Genomic DNA, 2,539 nt, shown 5'->3' on the forward strand with positions numbered 1-2,539 from the left:
CCCGCCGCACCGGCCGGAAGCCCGGGTGCGTCCGGCACGAGGACTTCCGGCCGGCACACCGGCAGCACGCGCCGGACACCGCTCCTCGGCGGACAGGCCCCGGCCGTCGCGGCACCCTGGTAGGGCGCCCCGTTCGTCGTCCGGCGGTTGCCGGAGCGGCGGTCCTCGATCTCGGCCCAGCGTGCCCCGTAGACCTTCTCGGTGACCGCCGGCTCCCGCAGGAAGTCGTGCGGGAAGCCGAGCGGGACCGCGCTCACCCGGTCGAGCAGCTCGATGGCTGCGGTGCCGAGGTCCGCCTCCAGGCAGGCCGGACCGTCCGTCAGCTGGTCCTCGGTGGAGGCGCCGATGACCGGGACGATGCTGCCCGGCCGCCCGCGCAGCCAGGCAAGTGCGACCTGGGCCGGGGTCCAGCCGCCCCGTTCCGCGATGCCCACGACCGCGGTGACCCTCTCGTGCTCGCGGTGCTGCGCCTCGTCGGCGGTCGCACCCGCCGGGCCGGCCCCGTCGAGGTGGCGCCCCGTGAGCCGGCCGCGGGCCATGGGCTCCATGCGCATACTGCCTGGCCGAACCCGTATGCCTGGCACAGGAGTTCACGTTCCGGTGTCCGCTCCAGCAGGTTGTAGCGCAGCTGTGGACCCGCGAACACGGTCCATCCGCGCAGCTCGGCAAGGGTGTTGGCCTGAGCGGTCTCCCAGGCGGGCCGGTCCGACACCCCGATGTGGAACACCTTGCCGGAGCGTACGAGGTCGTCGAGTGCGCGCATGACCTCCTCCACGGGGGTGAAGTGGTCGCGTGCGTGCACCCACAGCACGTCGAGGCGATCGGTGCGCAGCCGCTCCAGGCTCGCCTCCACCGACCGTACGAGGTTCCTGCGGTGGTCACCGGCCGCGTTCACGTCGTCGGCGGTGTCGACGAAATTGCCGCCCGCCTCCAGGCAGGCGTCGAGGATCCGCCCGCTGGTCCTCCTCACGGCCTCCGGCCCGGAGCCGTGGCTGCCGAGCGTCATGGCGCCCAGGGGCGGCCCGCTGACGCGCAGCCCGGTCCGGCCGAACCGTGTGTAACGCGCAGGAATCCCTTCGGGTCGGTTGCGGTCCGGAGGCTACGACGTGGAGCGGACTCCAGGGCGAACTCCGCCATCCGTGTCATCCGGAGTGCTGTCACCTCCGTCCGCGGGGGTGCGGTCCGTACACGTCCTCGGTTCGCGCGCGCTTGGCGAGAAAAATCCCGTTCCACCCCTTAAGATCGGTAAGGCATAACCACATAAGTGGTACATGTCCCCCCAGTGACGTGGAGGCACCATGCTTACGCAGGAAATCGCTCTCACGGCGACGCCGACCCAGACAGCCACACTGAGCGCACTGATGACGGAGCCCGAAGCCACCGTCAGCGACGCCCCGCTCTACACCCCTGAAGCCGCGGGCCTGCTGCTCGCGCTGCTGCTCCTGTCTCCCAAGGAGCCGAAGGAGCCCCGGGGTAAGTGAGTTCCCACTCTGCATTCGCCGCGGCGTCCGACGCCCTGGCGGCCTGCGTCCTCGGTGCCCTCGACGGCACCGGGGGCGCTGTGCAACTGGCCCGGTACGTCGACGACGCCTCCGACACCCTCGCGGCGCTGGCCGCGGTCCGGGTGCTGGGGGCCGACACCTTCAGCCCCCACCTCCTGCTGGAAGGCCCGCTCCCGGCGCAGGACGCGGCCGTCGTGGCCAAGGCCTTCGACGCCTTCCCCGCCTCCGGCGCCTCCGAGGAGGCTGTGGTCGCCCGGCGTGACCATGCCACCGCGGTCCTGTTCGCGCGTCTCTCCGGGGAGGACACCCTGCGAGTGGCCGAGCCCGCGCCGGTGGACGACGCCGGGCCAGCCGGCCCGGCCGGGTGGGCCGGCTGGTGCGTGCGGATGGCCCAACTCGCCCCGCTCGCCACGCTCGTCCTCGACGGCCCGGTCCACGAGGCGGCCCGCGACGGGGCCCTGCAGCTGTGCCGTGGTGTCAGCCGCTCGATCCTGCGCCGCGACTTCCCCACCGCGGTACGCCTCGTCCGCTGGCTGGCCTGGCTGCATCACGAGGGCGTCGGACTGCCCCTGGACCCCGGCCTCGTCGCGGAGCACGTGCTCCTGGTGGGCGGGGCGGGCCCGCGCACCGCTCTCGACCTGGCGATCGCCCGTCACCTCCTCGAACGACGGCCCGGCAAGGGCGTGAAGGCGGCACACGCATGACGACGATCCCCGAGCCGGTCACCCGGGCGGCCCGCGCCATGGCGGACCGGGCACTGTCGTGGCTGCACGCCAACCGCGAACTCGGCGGCCTGCCGCCGGACACCACCGAGACGATGGCCGACCCCGACAGCGTCTACAAGCCGCTGGGGGAGACCACGCTCGCCGCCTCCCTCATCCTGCGCGACGGTGTCGCCGGGCCGGGCCGCCTGGTCGCCGCCCAGAGCCTGATGGACTTCACCTGGGAGCAGTTCGGACGCGGCGACATGATCTACGAACGCCAGCTCCGCCACACGCTGATGACGGACCCGCTGGAGATGTACGCCCCGTTCGTCC

Annotated in this window: 3 protein-coding genes and 1 pseudogene; 3 read left to right on the plus strand and 1 reads right to left on the minus strand. The window is 72.8% G+C overall.

Annotated features, from left to right (window positions below; translation table 11 throughout):
• Positions 1-131: 131 nt before the first annotated feature.
• Positions 132-1,006, minus strand: a pseudogene (locus VN520_RS31280) (aldo/keto reductase); the annotation flags it as partial.
• Between the two features lie 292 nt (positions 1,007-1,298).
• On the opposite strand from VN520_RS31280, the gene VN520_RS31285 reads away from it, so the two are divergent.
• The 3 genes from VN520_RS31285 to VN520_RS31295 all read left to right on the plus strand — a co-directional run.
• Positions 1,299-1,481, plus strand: coding sequence for a hypothetical protein (locus tag VN520_RS31285; protein ID WP_325750305.1), 183 nt, complete (start codon positions 1,299-1,301; stop codon positions 1,479-1,481).
• Positions 1,478-2,206: a hypothetical protein gene (locus tag VN520_RS31290; protein ID WP_325750306.1), complete on the plus strand. Its 729-nt coding sequence runs from the start codon at positions 1,478-1,480 to the stop codon at positions 2,204-2,206. The genes VN520_RS31285 and VN520_RS31290 overlap by 4 nt, the downstream gene beginning before the upstream one ends.
• On the plus strand, positions 2,203-2,539 hold a 337-nt coding region (locus VN520_RS31295), incomplete at its 3' end, for a DUF6895 family protein (protein ID WP_414720005.1). The genes VN520_RS31290 and VN520_RS31295, both read left to right, overlap by 4 nt.

This window comes from Streptomyces sp., assembly GCF_035563135.1.
GTDB lineage: Bacteria > Actinomycetota > Actinomycetes > Streptomycetales > Streptomycetaceae > Streptomyces.

What these genes read in the sequence shown, in the direction of transcription:
- VN520_RS31285 (WP_325750305.1), top strand. Translation starts at nt 1,299, where the DNA reads ATGCTTACGCAGGAAATCGCTCTCACGGCGACGCCGACCCAGACAGCC.